Here is a 14,977-nt window from a genome sequence, read left to right as displayed (position 1 = left end):
CAGCCCGCATTTAGCGTGGTGATGGGCTAAAAAGAAGGGCGCGGTTCTGTGAACCGCGCCCTTTTTAATTGCCGCTGCCCGTAGCCGAAAAATCAGGAAACCAGTTCGCGAGCGTAATCAAACAGCGCTTTCAGCTGCGTCATCTTCGCCTTATCGCCGTCGTACTGATTAAACAGCATCTCCAGCTCCTGCACATAGTTCTGCACGCGTTCCGGGCTGAGCGCCTCACGGCGATGCTGCAACCAGCGCTTTTGCTCGGCCTCATCCAGCGTGCCGGGGAAGTTGCGCGCCCGAAAGCGGAACAGCAGCTTCTCAATACGCTTATCGTTAAAGGTCAGATCCAGCGCGGGCAGGTTTTCCGGCGTCGTTTGCCGGATAATATTCATGGCGCTGCGATCGGCGTCGCTGAAAAAGCCGTCGTAGAGCTGGGCGTCCACATCGTCAGAAGCCACAAACGGCTCCGCTTCTGCATAGAGCGCCACCACTTTTTCACGCGCCTCCGGGTGCTGACGCAGCAGCGCCAGATTATCCAGGCAGCGCTGACGATCGATCCCCAGACGCTCCGCATCTTCCGGGCGTAACGTATTGGCCGGTGCGACGACCGGACATTTATTGATATGCACCAGCTTGATCGGTACGGGGGCGGCATCGCCCAAATCTTCCCGGCGCGTGTAGAGTCTCTCACGCAGCGCATCGGCATCCAGCGCCAGGAGCGGAGAAATATCCTGGGCCAGATCGCAGGTAATCAGCGCGTTTTTATTGGTGGGATGCCAGGCGAGCGGGGCGATCCAGCTGGTATTGCCGCGCTGGGCGCCAAACATGCCGGAGATGTGCATCAGCGGCTTCATCTGCGGAATATCGATAAGCGTCATAATTTTCTGCTTGTTGCGATGGCTGAACAGAAAATCATACAGGCGCGGCTGCTTCTCTTTTACCAGCTTTGCCATAGCGATGGTTGCGTAAACATCGGACATCGCATCGTGCGCGTTTTCGTGCGCCACGCCGTTGGCTTTGGTCAGATGTTCCAGGCGAAAGCTGGGAAAGCCGTCGTCATTTTCCGGCCACTCGATACCTTCCGGCCTCAGCGCGTAGCAGGCGCGCATCACGTCCAGCAAATCCCAGCGGCTGTTGCCGTTCTGCCAGCTCCAGCCGTAAGGATCGTAAAAGTTGCGGTAGAGCAGATTGCGCGTGACCTCGTCGTCGAAACGGATATTGTTATAGCCGACGATGCAGGTATTGGGCTCGCTAAACAGCTGGTGAATACGCTGGGTGAAAGCGGCCTCGTTCATGCCTTTGGCTTTCGCCAGCTGCGGCGTAATGCCGGTGATCATCACGGCTTCCGGCTGCGGCAGATAGTCGTCTGCAGGCTGGCAGTAGAACACTTCCGGTTCGCCAATAATGTTAAAATCCATATCGGTGCGGATGCCGGCAAACTGCGCAGGGCGGTCCAGCGATGGGCTTTTCCCGAAAGTTTCGTAGTCGTGGAAAAGGAACGTAGGTTGATTGCTTTCGTTTTTCACTGTTTATCTCGGTTCACTTCTGTTTGTTAACTTCCTGAAAACGCAGTATCAAACCTTGATGTTTCGGCCCTCTACGTTTATTAGTGTTCACTTTTGATTATTGATGTTCGCTTTAGTCCATGCAATATTGCGTACAAAGTTGGTACAGAATCCCTGAAACCACGCGTACAGAATATTATTATGGCCCTCAGCGATACTAAACTCCGCTCTATACATGGTAAACCATATTCAGGAAGTCCAGAAGTGGCAGACGCCGATGGGCTCGGCGCACGCATCTCGCCAAAGGGCGTGATCACCTTTCAATACCGTTACAGATGGAACGGCAAAGCTCAGCGTCTTGGACTAGGCCGATACCCAGCTGTAAGCCTGAAAGACGCCAGGGCAATTACTGCCGACCTGCGCGTTATGTATGACAGCGGCAAAGACCCGCGTTTCTTCTTTGAGAAGGAGTCCGGCGATAGGAGCATGACCGTAGCCGACTGCCTGGATTACTGGCACGATAATTACGTTAAAGTGGCCCTCAGGCCTAAGACGCAAACCCTGTATGAATCAACTCTGCTGAAAAACTTGCATGGGGCTTTCCCCGGGCGTCCCATATCAGATATCTCAGTTAAGCAGTGGGTTGATCTGTTCGCGAAGCAGGAAAGAGAAAATCCCCGTCGTGCGCGGCAACTGTTGGCACAAATGCGATCGGCAATAAGCTGGTGTATCCGTCGCCAAGTTATCGATAACTGCTCAATTATGCGTATCTCACCTAAGGATGTTGGTGTGCGAGCTGAGACAGGGAGCAGGGTGCTCACTTATACAGAGCTGGCTCATATCTGGATCGCGATAGAAAGAAGCCGAGCCGCCACCTCAAATAAGCTTCTGCACCAAATGTTGATGCTTTGGGGGGCGCGTGTCTCTGAGCTTCGCCTGGCTGAGCGTTCTGAGTTTGATATGAACGAACTTGTCTGGAGCGTACCCAAGGAACACAGCAAGATGGGGAACATCATCAGGCGACCCATCTTCGAGCAAATAAAGCCACTGTTAGAAAAAGCGATGTTAACCTATGACACGATACTTTTCCCTGGCGCCGACATAAAAAAGCCGATCACCATAGCGGCGGCGAATCGATACATTCAGCGAGTCAGAGAAGGAATGGATTTAAATTACTGGCGCGCGCATGACTTCAGGCGAACCCTGGTCACGCGCTTATCTGAGGAAGGCATTGCCCCGCACGTCACTGAAAGGATGCTGGGGCATGAGCTTGGTGGGGTAATGGCGGTTTATAACAAGCACGACTGGCTGGATGATCAAATGAAGGCGTACGAGCTGCACGCTGATAAGCTGTTCTGGCACGTCAAGAAGCTTTCTGGTTAACACCGCCGTTGATAAGCCAGTCCTCAAACGCTGAGCGCAGGTAAGCTTTTGGGCGTGTACGGACTGGCTGCGGAAAATTGTGTAATTTGCAGTATTTCCACATAGTGGTGCGAGATGAGACATGGAGTTTCTCCATAACTTCATCCTCTTTGATCAGAGTTGTATCTGCCATATTGACCTCGTTTATTTTTTGCGATGATGTGGGGAGGGTGATTAGTGCTGACGGAGAATTAAGTCACCTTTTATCAGGGCCTGTTTAATGGCGTTGAATTCCCAGCAATAAATATTGGCGTCCACGTACACACGCAGACCATCACGGTAATCATGTTTTTTGCGGGCGATGAAGGCTTCTGCTGCTTCGCGGGTGAAATGGCTATTAACGTACTCCCATTCCCATTGGTAGCCGGTCACGGTATGGTCATCCAATTCACCGACCAGATACCACCGATCCCGGTCTTCGGCCTTCATGAATTGCTTATCGCACCAGTCCTGCGATTTTTTATTAAGTTCAACCCGTGATTCATAGTCCAGATCATCCCAGTATTCCTGGATACTGAACCAGTGATTATCGTCGCAATAAATCATCAACTGATCCGTATAGTCGGTGTCAATGCCGCTCACCAGCCGCCTGCGTTCAACGATAAAAATCGCATCAGCAGTACAATGTTCGCTGACTCCCTCTCCCTCGCAGTGGTATTTAAGGCGGCTTACAAAATCGGCGAATGTTTCGGGTGTAAGCTTGTCGCCAGTCGCTAAAGTCATGCTTTCATCTCCTTATCCACCACGCGCACGAAGTAGACCAGCCATTGTCTGGCCGGGTATCTGCCTGGCGGCAGCGCGGTGATTAGTTTTGTGTATTTGTCTAAAAGGTGCGACGCAATTTGGTCACGCTCTGACTTTGGCTTGTCAGCAATAGAATTGAGGATTTCAGCCCGGCAAGCGCGAGCGACAGACCGAATAGCATTCTCTTGTACAGGTGACATTGCTCTTCCGATTCAATACCTAATTCCCGTGATTCGAAAATTCACCGTGCAGCTTAATTCGAGCTTCTTGCACAGCTAACTCTGCTGCAGCGAGGGTGGTGAAATATCCGAGGTGTGCATTCTTACTGTTAATGCATATTTGCGCTTGCCATTTTCTCGCAAATTTATCCCAGCAAACGCCTTTGACACCTGATGTATTGGCCGAGCTAATCGACCTGTTTTGGTTATTTTCTGCGCGCGTAGCTTGGCGTAAGTTAACCCAGCGATTATCATCACGGATTCCGTTGATGTGATCACACATATCTGTCGGAAACTCGCCTGTCATGAAAAGGAAGGCTAAGCGGTGAGCCCTATAGTTCTTTCCTTTTATCTGAATCGTCAAATATCCATTATTGCAAAGGTTCCCAGCTATTCTCCCGGCACGCGCAGTACCTTGGCGATTCGTCTTCCATGTGAAAAATCCAGTTTCCGCATCGTAGTGCAGCAAAGCCTTCAGTTCTTCTTCAGTCATATCACTCTCCTTTGTTGTTCAGCCCGCGCCAGCCTTTCCGCATCTTCCCGGCACTCCGGTGAGCAATAGCTGGTGCCTGGCTGCGACTTCTCGCCGCAATCCCCGTTGCGGCAAACCGGCGACGGCGGATCCGGCAATTTGGACGTAAAAAAACCACCGCTTTGGTGGTTTTATTAACTATTTACCTGCTATGTTTGGGTCAGGTATGTGTGTTGGATTGTGGATGCTAAGGAATATTTGTGCATCCCTATATTGCTGTCTTAATATATCATTTGTGAATGCATCTGGCACTTTCATTAAAGAATTTGGCTTTTTTATTTCGCCAACTATACCTGGGCGCAAATGCCTTCTAAAAAAAGAAGCTAACTCTTTTTTGTCTTTTATTTCCAATGTTGATTCTTCTAAGGCTTGACGAGCAAGAGTTAATGCCGTCGCCATTTCAACAAGGCTGGCATAATTTTCCCTGACTAAAGAATCCTCATTGATTACGGTGTTACTTCTTTCAGCTAAACGATAAAGTTCATCCTTTAACTGAAGATTATTGTTTTGCCGAATCGACTCTTCAATCGTTTTCTTTGAAATCTGCGTAGCTAATCTGGCTTGCCTGGTTGATAGCCAAGCAAATACCGCTGAAGCGAGGCCGCCAACAGCTGAAATAAAGCCTATATAATCCTCATGATGCCAGCTCACTCTATCTCCTCAAAATTAATAATTAGTACAATTTTGGATAATAGCTTGGCGGCTTCAATCTTTCCACACAGCCCACGCTATCAGGGCTATGAATGCGAGGTTGATGGCTATCATGGGGTGGGGGCTGCGGCGAGCATGGCCTGATATGCCGCCTTGTCATCATAGAATCCTTCCCAGAAATCCACTCTGTCCCATGCCGTTGAGCTTTGTGCTGCATTAATCATTTCTACTGTCGGCTCTAACGGCACAAGCCGCCATCCCTCTGGAACAGCAACCGGCTCTGCGGTCAGGGAGGTCAGGGCTATCTGATAAACCTTTTTTTCATCACTTTCATCACCGTATTGCTGGTGAGCCAATATTGACGACTCGCAAAGATTAATTAGCCTCGCCTTTTCTTCTGTAGTCATTCTGCAATCTCCCCGCCAGCGACTTTGGGTGGGATTACACCGTTAACATGATCGCCTTCCGTTATCAGGCGATAAAGCATTGCGATTGTTTGTACAACCTCGCCCTCCAGGGCTGCCCATGTTTCCCGGCCTTCCGCGTAATGAACGCCAGCCTGAACCACTTCGCCAGCCTCTTCTGCCACTTTCAAAAGTACGTAATTAGGCTGTGGAAACTTAACCATCGCTTTTTGTGCCGCTTCTACCGCTGACGTAACAATTCCCGCAAAGTAATCCGGCGCTACCTGCGGCGGGCAGCCAAGTTCCAAGGCGTCGGCGCGACACTCGTTATACCCCTCCACTTTCGCCCGCGCTAACGCTCTTTTGGCCCAATCATAAGCCTTGAATTCTTCTCCCAGGCCCTTTTCCGGCGGAAGCACTGCCGGGCGTGGGCTGACTTCCTGTTTATCGCATTTGTGCTTCAGAAACCAGCAACGAAGCCGCTCGCCGTTTGTTGCGGTAGCCAGCACATCGTTAAGTGAGGCCACAGTGAAAAGATTCCCTCCAGGTGCCATGTAGGTGTCCCCGACTTTTACACCGTTCTTTGCTTTTTGCTGTGTCCTATTTTTCACCTGTGCCTTTAGCCGATCCATCTCTGCCTCTGCGGCCAGTAGTGCGCGCTGATGGCGTCGGTTGCTTTAAACGGGTTTTCCCCTTCAACATCACGAGCAACGTGACTATTTATCTCCGATACATATTCAAGTGGGATTAGCGCGTACATCTGATCATCATGCGTACATTCCTCATGATTTTCGGTGATGTCAGTGAGAAGTCGCAGCATCGCCAAATTTTCCCCCGCCAGCTCGTTCACCTGCTGCTTAAATTCATAAATCTGGTCTTGCAGCATAACGTTTTTGACTGCTGTTTTGTGCTCACTATCAGCTAACTCTTTGAATCGCCACGGGTTTAACAGACACCTCAGAGTCATTTAAGATGGCTGAAAGAGAGGTGCCCATGAGCGGTAAGCGTTATCCAGAAGAGTTTAAAATTGAAGCAGTCAAACAGGTTGTCGATCGTGGCCATTCTGTTTCCAGCGTTGCAACACGTCTCGATATCACTACCCACAGCCTTTACGCATGGATAAAGAAGTACGGTCCGGATTCTTCCACTAATAAAGAACAGTCAGATGCTCAGGCCGAGATCCGCCGTCTCCAGAAAGAGCTGAAGCGGGTTACCGACGAACGGGACATATTAAAAAAAGCCGCGGCGTACTTCGCAAAGCTGTCCGACTGAGGTACGCCTTTATCCGTGACAACACCTGTTGCTGGCCTGTTCGCCTGCTCTGTCGGGTGCTGGATGTTCATCCCAGTGGTTTTTACGCCTGGCTTCAGCAGCCGCATTCACCACGCCATCAGGCAGACCTGGGACTGACAGGACAGATTAAACAGTTCTGGCTGGAATCGGGATGCGTCTATGGTTATCGCAAGATCCATTTGGATCTGCGGGACAGCGGGCAACAGTGCGGAGTGAACAGAGTCTGGCGACTGATGAAACGTGTCGGGATAAAGGCTCAGGTCGGATACCGGAGCCCGCGGGCACGTAAAGGCGAGGCCAGTATCGTGTCGCCCAACAGGCTCCAGCGACAGTTCAATCCGGATGCTCCGGATGAGCGTTGGGTAACGGACATAACCTACATCAGGACCCACGAAGGCTGGCTGTATCTTGCCGTGGTTGTTGATCTGTTCTCACGCAAAATTATCGGCTGGTCCATGCAATCCCGGATGACAAAGGACATTGTCCTGAACGCACTGCTGATGGCTGTATGGCGGCGTAATCCCCAAAAACAGGTGCTGGTTCATTCGGATCAGGGCAGTCAGTACACAAGCCATGAGTGGCAGTCGTTCCTGAAATCACACGGCCTGGAGGGCAGCATGAGCCGTCGCGGTAACTGCCATGATAATGCGGTTGCAGAAAGCTTTTTCCAGTTGTTGAAACGCGAACGGATAAAGAAAAAGATCTACGGAACGCGGGAAGAAGCCCGCAGCGATATTTTTGATTACATCGAAATGTTTTATAACAGTAAGCGTCGGCATGGTTCTAGCGATCAAATGTCACCGATAGAATATGAAAACCAGTATTATCAACGGCTCGGAAGTGTCTAGATTATCCGTGGCGATTCACTCCCGTGCTTTTAAAATACTTAATGCCGTAATAAACCTTTCACCAGCTAAACTGGCGATCACTGCATTAGCAGCTGGCGCGCTGTTGATTATCAACAACTGGGATCAGATTGGCCCGGTTGTAAAACAGGTTTGGTCAGAGGTAGACAAGGTCGCTCAGGAAATGGGTGGATGGCAGACTGTTATTGAAGGTATTGGCATGGTGATGGCTGGTTCGTTTGCCATTAAAACTATTGGTTCTCTTCAGCAGGCTGTGACGCTCGCTGGCTCGCTATCGGGTTTATTGGGCAAGATCGGGCGTATGGGTGCAATGACGATTACGATAGGCATTGCTATTTCATTGCTGAAGCAATTGCAGGATTTGGAGAAGGACTCATCTGCTGCCGGAGTGTCTAAGGGGGAATTCCTGACCAGAAAAATGCAATCACAGGAACGAGAACGAGGCTATAAAGGTTTCATTCCCCGGCTACGTGAGCTATTGGGCATGGACAACCCTATTCCTGATGGCCGCTATAACCCAAAGGTTGGACTCGATAAACCATCCGTTACCGGAAGGCTGCAGGCAGGGGAGCTAAAGGTCAGTTTTGATAATGCTCCTCCAGGAATGCGAGTTGCCAGCCCAGCCGGTAACGCTACCCCATGGTTATCTTATGATGTTGGTTATAATCGTTTTAGCGGTAATAACTAGTCGCGCCAGCCGTGTTTGCATGTAAAATAACCAAATTAAATATCAATTATCTCTGGTGATGGATCATGCAAAAATTATTGGCTACGTTGCTCGCTACTACTTTTGTTTTCTCTGCCTACGCGAAAGAAAATTCTTATACTGCAAACTTTGTGAATGAAGTTAAGAAAGCCGCAGATAGTGATGGGCAATTAAGCGAACAACTCGTTATTGAGTGCCCGGTCCCTTCAGCGAGCGGAACCTTCCTGATAACTAAAGCTACCTATGATTTCAGCAATAACCTTGGGGTTTACGTTTTCAAAAATGGTCAAGGCCATGACGCCAAGCTTGACTGGATTGGGGCAAAAACTAAGGGTGATGATCTGTCTTCCGATGAAGTGGTTGGTTTTGATTTTGGACTGACGATGCCAGGCGGCCAGTTCTTCATTACCGTTATGAAAAACGGAAAAGTTAAAGTCGGCGTTAACAAAAATGGAACTTCTGGAGTTAAAGAGATTACATGCAAGGTCGTTGTTCCAGACTGACAGAAGTTATAAAAGAACAACTCGCTTCGGCGGGTTTTTTTATGCCCGGAGAAAGCCATGAGCTGGAAAGACAATCTGCAGGATGCCTCGCTGCGGGGCGTCGCATTTAAGGTTGATGAAGACGAGGCCACCCTTGGCCGTCGTGTACAGGTACATGAATACCCTAATCGCGACAAGCCATGGGCTGAGGATTTAGGCCGCGCCACGCGCCGGTTTAGTGTGCAGGCCTATCTGATAGGCAATGACTTTTTTGAGCAGCGGAACCGGCTGATCGAAGCCATTGAGAAACCCGGAAGTTGTACGCTGGTTCACCCCTATTATGGAGAGATGACCGTCACGGTTGATGATGCTGTGCGCGTGTCCCACTCAGTAAGTGAAGGGCGCATGTGCCGTATCAGCTTCAGCTTTATTGAGTCTGGCGAATTGTCATTTCCCACCGCCGGGCTGGCTACTGGCCAGAAGCTTTCTTCTTCCGTTTCTTTCCTGGATGACACGATTTCATCGGCGTTCGGCGCCTTTGGTATGGATGGGTTGCCTGACTTTTTGCAGGACGGCGTACTGGATGAGGCGGCTGGTATGTTCAGTACCGTCACCGATGCCTTCCAGTATGTTGATTCGGGCATAAGCGCCGCATCTCGCCTTATGCAGGGCGATTTGTCCGTGTTGCTTAGCCCGCCGTCAAGCGGAATGAGCTTCGTTAACCGCCTACAAACTATGTGGCGGGCAGGTACTCGCCTGACCAGCAACACCTCCGATCTCATATCAATGATAAAAGGGCTGACAGGCGTCACGGTCGATAGCGGTCTGGCGCCGCGTGGCGTCTGGAAGACCGACAGCAAGACCACACAGTCGCAGACAACTCAGCGGAACTATGTTGCCCAAGCGGTAAGGACTACCGCCATCAGCGAGGCTGCCTATACGGTTACAAGCCTGCCGCAGATGACAAATCGTTCGGTAACGCGGCAGCAGGATCAACAACAGCCAGTGATGGTCTCACATCCTGCAGTCAGTGACATCCAGACGGATGCCGGAATCGACAGCGCCGCCGCATCAGCGGGCGTTACCAGCTCTCTCGATAATGCCACTGTTATTTCATGGGATGACCTGGCAGGCGTGCGGGACAGCCTGAACGAGGCTATCGATAAAGAAATGGAGCGCGTTACTGACGATGCGCTTTTTCAGGCGCTTGTTACTGTCAGGACGGACGTTAACCGGGATATTTCAGCCCGAATCGAACAGGTTGAGCGCCTTACCGAAAGAACGCCACAGCAGGTCACTCCGGCGCTTGTGCTGGCAGCCGACTGGTACGACTCCGCAGCGCGCGCATCAGAAATAACCGCACGAAACGGTATTCGCCATCCCGGCTTTGTGCCGGTCAAGACATTAAGGGTGCCGGTCAGATGAATAATACTGTGATTCTGCGTGTGAACGGGCAGGAGTGGGGCGGATGGACATCAGTACGGATCGCCGCAGGCATAGAGCGAATTGCCCGTGATTTTACCGTAGAGATAACCCGTAGCTGGCCAGGCGACACCGACCAGGCTGCCACAACCAGCCGTATAAAAAACAGCGATTTGGTTGAGGTGTTGATTGGCACCGATAAAGTGTTGACCGGCTATGTCGAAGCCACACCAGTGAGGTATGACGCTCGCAGCATCAGCGTGGGAATCTCGGGGAGAAGCAAGACAGCTGACCTCATCGACTGCTCCGCGACGCCATCACAGTATGCCGGGCGCTCCCTTGTTCAGGTGGCCGCAGAGCTGGCTAAACCATTCAGTATTTCAGTCGTTGATGCCGGCGGTGCAGCGGGCGCGCTACAGGGCATTCAGGCCGATCAGGGCGAAAGCGTTATGGACGTGCTGAACAAGATGCTTGGGTTGCAGCAGGCACTTGCCTATGACAACGAGCAGGGAAATCTGGTTATCGGCGGCATTGGCAGCCAACAGGCTCACACTGCTTTGGTGCTGGGCGAGAACATCCTTTCCTGTGATACCGAAAAAAGTATTCGCGATCGCTTCAGTGACTATCAGGTTTCCGGGCAGCGCAAAGGGAATGATGATGATTTTGGCGAAACCACAACGACCGCCATCAGAGCGAAGACGATTGACGGTGGCCTGAAGCGGTACCGCCCCATGCTTATCCGACAGACCGGGAATGCGACAACAGCAACCTGTAGCGAGCGGGCGGAGTTTGAGATGCGCCAGCGTGCCGCGCGTACTGATGAGGTCACCTACACCGTTCAGGGCTGGCGTCAGGGTGATGGTGCGCTGTGGCGCCCAAATCTACAGGTTATTGTGTTTGACCCCATCAACGGCTTCAACAACCGGAAGATGATTATTGCTGAAGTGACCTATCAGCAGGATGGGAACGGCACGATCACCGAGCTGCGTGTCGGGCCGCCTGACGCTTATCTACCCGAGCCGACTAAGCCTGGTAAGCGTAAAAAGAAAAAAGAAGAGGATGATTTCTGATGGCTAACCCTTTATCAGCAATGGGGCGGGGTATCTCTAACCTGCTGGCCCGCGCCGTTGTTCGCGGCCTGAATACAGCAACAAAATGCCAGATGCTGCAGATTGAAATGACGGGCGGCGAGGGGAAAAGCGACATTGAGCACATGGAGCCTTATGGCTTTACTGCCGCACCGCTGATGGGCGCTGAAGCTGTGGCCGCTTATTTTGACGGGGATCGCTCTCACGGCGTGGTGCTGGTCGTCTCTGACCGCCGCTATCGCATTAAGGGGCTTAAGTCCGGCGAGGTGGCGGTATATGACGACCTCGGCCAGGCGGTAACCCTCACCCGTACTGGTATCGTTGTTAACGGTGCCGGCAAACCGGTGACTATCACTAACGCACCTAAAGCGCGCTTTGAGATGGATATTGAAGCCACAGGAGAAATTAAAGATAAGTGCGATTCTTCCGGGTTAACAATGTCAGCGATGCGGCAGGCATATAACGGGCATACGCATAAAGAGAACGGCGATGGCGGAGGAACAACCGACGCGACAACACAGAAAATGGTGGCGTCATGATAGTTGTTATAAATGGCGTCCAGCGTGACGCGACGTGGCCTTCAGATGCGATGACTCGCGCTGTCATTATCTCCCTTTTTTCATGGCGCCGCGCCGATCCCGACGACAGCCCGCAGCAGGATAACGGCTGGTGGGGGGACAGTTTCCCGACGGTGCAGAATGACCGCATAGGCTCACGCCTGTATCTGCTCAGTCGCGAAAAACTTACGAACAAAACTCCTTTGCGGGCCCGTGAATATATCAGCCAGGCGTTGCAGTGGCTGATTGATGATGGCGTGGCAGTGCGCGTGGATGTAAAAACCGAACGCACAGGAATAAATACGCTAAGTGCGTCCATCACTATCAGCCAGAAAAATGGCAACAGGACCGCTTACTCATTCGATGATTTATGGAGTGAACTTAATGGCTGACAGTGGATTTTCCCGCCCGACACTCCCCCAGTTAATTACCACAATCCGAAGCGACATTTTGACCCGACTGACAGCTGACAGCACGCTGGCCGCCTTGCGTCGTACGGATGCCGAAGTCTATGGGCGCGTGCAGGCAGCGGCGGTATATACGGTTTATGGTTACATCGATTATCTTGCAAGAAACCTCCTGCCTGATATGGCTGATAAGGAGTGGCTGGTGCGCCATGCCAATATGAAGCGATGCCCACGAAAAGCGGCGACTTATGCTGCCGGCTATGTGCGCTGGGATGTGGCGACTAATGGCATTGAAATTCCGGCAGGCGTGACTATTCAGCGTGACGACCTGGTTTCATTTACCACGTCCGGCGCAGTGAGGTCTGCTGGTGGCGTGCTGCGCGTTCCCGTTATCTGTGATGTAGCAGGCAGCACAGGAAACACAGATGATGGCCTTGCGATGCGCCTGACCAGCCCTGTTACCGGCCTGGCATCTGCGGCGGTGGCTGACAGCATTCAGGGTGGCGCCGATATTGAGGATTTGGAAGTGTAGCGCGCCCGCGTCATTGAGCGCTGGTACTGGACTCCACAGGGCGGCGCTGATGGTGATTATGAGGTATGGGCAAAAGAAGTTGCGGGTGTCACCCGGGCCTGGACCTATCGCCACTGGAGCGGCAGGGGGACGGTAGGCGTAATGATTGCAAACAGCGATCTGACAAACCCAATACCAGATGCTGCTACTGTTGCTGCTGTTCAGGCATATATAGAACCACTGGCGCCGGTAGCGGGTGCAGATATCTATGTTTTCGCTCCATCTCCCCATCCGGTGGATTTTGAGATACGTCTAAGCCCGGACAGTGAGGAAATCAGGTATGCCGTTGAGGCTGAGCTTCGCTCGATGATGCTACGTGACGGTGTTCCTCAGGGCGTAATCAAACCATCACGGATCAGCGAAGCAATCAGCATTGCAACCGGTGAATACAGCCATGTGCTGGTAAGCCCGGCAACAGATATTGCTATCGCGAAAGGCGAGGTTGGCGTGGTGGGGGATATATCGTGGACTTAACGGCGCAGTACCGGCAGATGTTGGGGGCGTTATTGCCACGTGGCCCGGCATGGGATGCAGACGACCCGCTGCTAACAGGCATTGCACCATCGTTTTCAGTGGTGCACGAGCGTGGTGACGCGCTGATGCTGGAAGCCGATCCGCGCTCAGTGACAGAACTGATTGATCGGTACGAGGAGATCAGCTGCCTTCCCGATAGTTGCGCCCCTGCAGGTGTACAGACCATTCAGCAGCGGCGGCAGCGCCTGGATGCAAAGCTTAATTTGCCAGGTGGTATTAACGAGGCGTTTTATCTTAAGCAGCTTGAAGCGCTGGGCTATTCAAATGTGACTATCACCCGTTACAACAATAGCCAGTTCACCTGCTTTGCCAGTTGTACTGACTCACTCTATAACGACGACTGGCGTTATTACTGGCAGGTTAATATGCCTTCTTCAACGCAGATAAATGATATGAACGCAATCAGCAACTGCACTGACAGCCTGCGCACATGGGGTGACACGGTCGCTGAATGCGTGCTCGAAAAACTCGCGCCTTCTCATACCTACGTTATTTTCAGATATCCGGAGTAAATATGCATCGTATTGATACATCTACCGCGCAGGTGGATAAATTTGGCGCGGGTAAAAATGGTTTTACTGGCGGAAACCCACAGACTGGAGAGCTACCTACGGCACTCGACGCAGACTTTTTTGACTCTGTGCAAGAAGAAATAGCCACTTTAATTGAGTCTTCCGGAATAGTGCTTGATAAAGCCAAAAATAATCAGCTTTTAACATCTCTCAAAAAATTATTCGGATCCGGAAGGCTTAATGGTGCGCCGGTTGTCCTCAATGCCAGTGGTACATACAACTCAAGAGCAGGAACTAACGCCGTTCTGGTTTACGCTATGGGCGGTGGAGCTGCAGGAGGTGGCACAACAGCCGTCAGCCAAGGCTCAGCTTCGGCGGGAGGTGGCGGCGGTGGCGGCGGGCTTGCTGTAGGCTATTTTACCTCTGGATTCAATGGCATTAACGTTACCATTGGCTCTGGAGGAGTGGGAAATATTGGGGCAGCAGGGGGCAGTGGCGGTGCAACATCATTTGGCTCGCTTCTTTCCGCTGGAGGAGCAAGCCCTGGCGCACTTGGTGGCGCGCAGTCATCAGCCTACTTTTATAGTAACGGTCAGGGTGGTTCCGTTTTTTCAGGCTCGCCACTTTATAGTAAAAAAGGAAACCCTGGCGGTGTTGGACAAACATTTAATGCAACAACAGCCTTAGGCGGTAGCGGAGCAATTAGTGAATATGGACAAGGTGGTAATAACGCAGGAGCCACTGTAGGAGGGAGTTATTTTTATGGGGCATCAGGAATTGGTTATGGAGCGGGAGGAGCTGGCGGTGTAGCGTGCGGTGGATCGCCAGCGACAAAAGGTGGTGATGGTTCTGCTGGAATTATTATTGTTTGGGAGTATACATAATGGATAATTATGCATTAATTAATAATTACGGAGTGGTTGAGAATATTATTGTTTGGGATGGGGAATCAAAATGGAACCCTCCAGATAATAGCATCGTCGCAAGGATAGATAATGGTGTTTTTGTGGATATAGGCTATACATATCAGAAAGGGGCGTTCGCCCCGCCGAAAGAAAATAATCAATAA

At 51.5% G+C, this 14,977-nt stretch carries 18 protein-coding genes and 1 pseudogene; 12 read left to right on the top strand and 7 right to left on the bottom strand.

What is annotated here, in order from left to right; translation table 11 throughout:
• Positions 1 to 92: 92 nt before the first annotated feature.
• Positions 93 to 1,520: an exodeoxyribonuclease I gene (gene sbcB, locus ACVWZ0_RS14605; protein ID WP_253460158.1), complete on the bottom strand. Its 1,428-nt coding sequence runs from the start codon at positions 1,518 to 1,520 to the stop codon at positions 93 to 95.
• A gap of 180 nt (positions 1,521 to 1,700) precedes the next feature.
• Here sbcB and ACVWZ0_RS14600 point away from each other — a divergent pair, with 180 nt between their 5' ends.
• Positions 1,701 to 2,882 carry a tyrosine-type recombinase/integrase gene (locus ACVWZ0_RS14600; RefSeq protein WP_253460161.1) on the top strand — a complete coding sequence of 394 codons (1,182 nt, stop codon included), beginning with the start codon at positions 1,701 to 1,703 and terminating at the stop codon, positions 2,880 to 2,882.
• Between the two features lie 213 nt (positions 2,883 to 3,095).
• Here the strand turns inward: ACVWZ0_RS14600 and ACVWZ0_RS14595 are convergent, their stop codons facing one another.
• The 6 genes from ACVWZ0_RS14595 to ACVWZ0_RS14570 form a co-directional block, all read right to left on the bottom strand.
• Complete coding sequence (locus tag ACVWZ0_RS14595; protein WP_253460165.1) at positions 3,096 to 3,644, bottom strand: hypothetical protein; 549 nt, start codon at positions 3,642 to 3,644, stop codon at positions 3,096 to 3,098.
• Positions 3,645 to 3,884: 240 nt separating this feature from the next.
• Positions 3,885 to 4,376 (bottom strand): HNH endonuclease, encoded by a 492-nt coding sequence (locus ACVWZ0_RS14590; protein ID WP_253460167.1) that lies wholly within the window; start codon positions 4,374 to 4,376, stop codon positions 3,885 to 3,887.
• Between the two features lie 177 nt (positions 4,377 to 4,553).
• Positions 4,554 to 5,066: a hypothetical protein gene (locus ACVWZ0_RS14585; RefSeq protein ID WP_253460169.1), complete on the bottom strand. Its 513-nt coding sequence runs from the start codon at positions 5,064 to 5,066 to the stop codon at positions 4,554 to 4,556.
• 110 nt (positions 5,067 to 5,176) lie between these two features.
• Complete coding sequence (locus tag ACVWZ0_RS14580) at positions 5,177 to 5,473, bottom strand: hypothetical protein (protein WP_253460171.1); 297 nt, start codon at positions 5,471 to 5,473, stop codon at positions 5,177 to 5,179.
• On the bottom strand, positions 5,470 to 6,102 hold the full coding sequence (locus ACVWZ0_RS14575) for a hypothetical protein (protein ID WP_253460173.1): 633 nt from the start codon (positions 6,100 to 6,102) through the stop codon (positions 5,470 to 5,472). The genes ACVWZ0_RS14580 and ACVWZ0_RS14575 overlap by 4 nt, the downstream gene beginning before the upstream one ends.
• A complete protein-coding gene (locus tag ACVWZ0_RS14570; RefSeq protein ID WP_253460175.1) occupies positions 6,090 to 6,356 on the bottom strand; it encodes a hypothetical protein in 267 nt (88 codons plus the stop codon). The genes ACVWZ0_RS14575 and ACVWZ0_RS14570 overlap by 13 nt, the downstream gene beginning before the upstream one ends.
• A gap of 107 nt (positions 6,357 to 6,463) precedes the next feature.
• On the opposite strand from ACVWZ0_RS14570, the gene ACVWZ0_RS14565 reads away from it, so the two are divergent.
• The 11 genes and pseudogenes from ACVWZ0_RS14565 to ACVWZ0_RS14515 all read left to right on the top strand — a co-directional run bounded on the left by ACVWZ0_RS14565 (position 6,464) and on the right by ACVWZ0_RS14515 (position 14,977).
• Positions 6,464 to 7,611 (top strand): IS3 family transposase gene (locus tag ACVWZ0_RS14565; protein WP_253460177.1). Its coding sequence is split into 2 segments (ribosomal slippage): positions 6,464 to 6,701 and positions 6,701 to 7,611, totalling 1,149 coding nucleotides; the frame shifts between segments, so codons are not numbered across the junction.
• The gene (locus tag ACVWZ0_RS14560) at positions 7,574 to 8,317 is read left to right on the top strand and encodes a phage tail tape measure protein (protein WP_253460179.1); all 744 of its coding nucleotides are present in this window, start codon (positions 7,574 to 7,576) and stop codon (positions 8,315 to 8,317) included. Before ACVWZ0_RS14565 ends, ACVWZ0_RS14560 begins: the two co-directional genes overlap by 38 nt.
• Before the next feature lie 65 nt (positions 8,318 to 8,382).
• Positions 8,383 to 8,838 carry a hypothetical protein gene (locus tag ACVWZ0_RS14555; RefSeq protein WP_253460181.1) on the top strand — a complete coding sequence of 152 codons (456 nt, stop codon included), beginning with the start codon at positions 8,383 to 8,385 and terminating at the stop codon, positions 8,836 to 8,838.
• A 57-nt stretch (positions 8,839 to 8,895) separates the two neighbouring features.
• Positions 8,896 to 10,242, top strand: coding sequence for a DNA circularization protein (locus ACVWZ0_RS14550; protein WP_253460183.1), 1,347 nt, complete (start codon positions 8,896 to 8,898; stop codon positions 10,240 to 10,242).
• Positions 10,239 to 11,309, top strand: a complete 1,071-nt coding sequence (locus tag ACVWZ0_RS14545) for a phage baseplate assembly protein (RefSeq protein WP_253460185.1) — start codon at positions 10,239 to 10,241, stop codon at positions 11,307 to 11,309. Before ACVWZ0_RS14550 ends, ACVWZ0_RS14545 begins: the two co-directional genes overlap by 4 nt.
• Positions 11,309 to 11,866: a phage baseplate assembly protein V gene (locus tag ACVWZ0_RS14540; RefSeq protein ID WP_253460186.1), complete on the top strand. Its 558-nt coding sequence runs from the start codon at positions 11,309 to 11,311 to the stop codon at positions 11,864 to 11,866. Before ACVWZ0_RS14545 ends, ACVWZ0_RS14540 begins: the two co-directional genes overlap by 1 nt.
• Entirely contained in the window at positions 11,863 to 12,276 is a 414-nt protein-coding gene (locus tag ACVWZ0_RS14535) for a phage GP46 family protein (RefSeq protein WP_253460188.1), read from the top strand. Before ACVWZ0_RS14540 ends, ACVWZ0_RS14535 begins: the two co-directional genes overlap by 4 nt.
• Positions 12,269 to 13,336, top strand: a pseudogene (locus ACVWZ0_RS14530) (baseplate J/gp47 family protein). The gene ACVWZ0_RS14535 and the pseudogene ACVWZ0_RS14530 overlap by 8 nt, the downstream one beginning before the upstream one ends.
• Positions 13,327 to 13,908, top strand: coding sequence for a YmfQ family protein (locus tag ACVWZ0_RS14525; protein WP_253460190.1), 582 nt, complete (start codon positions 13,327 to 13,329; stop codon positions 13,906 to 13,908). Before ACVWZ0_RS14530 ends, ACVWZ0_RS14525 begins: the two are co-directional and overlap by 10 nt.
• Before the next feature lie 2 nt (positions 13,909 to 13,910).
• Positions 13,911 to 14,792 (top strand): glycine-rich domain-containing protein, encoded by an 882-nt coding sequence (locus ACVWZ0_RS14520; RefSeq protein ID WP_253460193.1) that lies wholly within the window; start codon positions 13,911 to 13,913, stop codon positions 14,790 to 14,792.
• The gene (locus ACVWZ0_RS14515; RefSeq protein WP_253460195.1) at positions 14,792 to 14,977 is read left to right on the top strand and encodes a hypothetical protein; all 186 of its coding nucleotides are present in this window, start codon (positions 14,792 to 14,794) and stop codon (positions 14,975 to 14,977) included. Before ACVWZ0_RS14520 ends, ACVWZ0_RS14515 begins: the two co-directional genes overlap by 1 nt.

Source organism: Erwinia sp. TECH1, from assembly GCF_054057575.1.
Note: the sequence above shows the minus strand (reverse complement) of the source record. Positions and strands in the feature narration are given on the sequence as shown.